1 protein-coding gene is annotated in these 592 nt (G+C 27.4%); it reads right to left on the bottom strand.

Annotated elements, in window-relative coordinates:
- Nucleotides 1-342 (bottom strand): hypothetical protein (locus FHQ23_RS12615; RefSeq protein WP_267963689.1); only part of this gene is annotated, 342 nt, incomplete at its 3' end.
- Nucleotides 343-592: the final 250 nt, after the last annotated feature.

Below are 592 nucleotides of genomic sequence, written 5' to 3'. Positions count from 1 at the left end.
GGCGATTGTAATAATAAAATGAGTAGTCAAAAAGAGAGGAGTATCTATAGCTATGCCTAGATAAACAATAAGATAAGAAAAAAGGCTCACGACTATTATCCAAGTAAATGTCAGAAAAAATTTAAACACAAAAACGATATTAAAACCGATCTCCATATCATCTAACACGTTACGTCGGCTTCGATAACGTGCGGCAGCACTATGTTTAATTATTGGTATAAATTTTAGTATACTTTCTAAGATATACATTAATGGGCGTTCTATCAACATAAAACCAACTTTACAATGCAATTTCCAAGCAAAATAAAACAGGTAATTCCAAAAATATTTTATTTTATTCATATAATAAAATTTAATACCTCAACACTTCCAACTTTTACAATAAAACTGTTTTCTTATCTAATAATCATGGTTGTAAAATTACGATAATAAATTTTTTTATCAATTCCTCATGAGTTTAGAGAAGTGATAGTAATCTGTCTATTTCTCTAATATGCCATCAACCAAAAATTTGTATGATAGTACCGACAAGCCAATAAAAAAGAATGTTAAGTATATTTTTCTTATATTCTCTTTATACTTAAGTTTATTG

Origin of the sequence: Testudinibacter crocodili (assembly GCF_006228025.1) — a bacterium.
In the GTDB taxonomy this organism is placed as follows: Bacteria; Pseudomonadota; Gammaproteobacteria; order Enterobacterales; family Pasteurellaceae; genus Chelonobacter.
The sequence above is the reverse complement of the archived record's forward strand: the minus strand, read 5'-3'. Positions and strand labels throughout refer to the sequence as shown.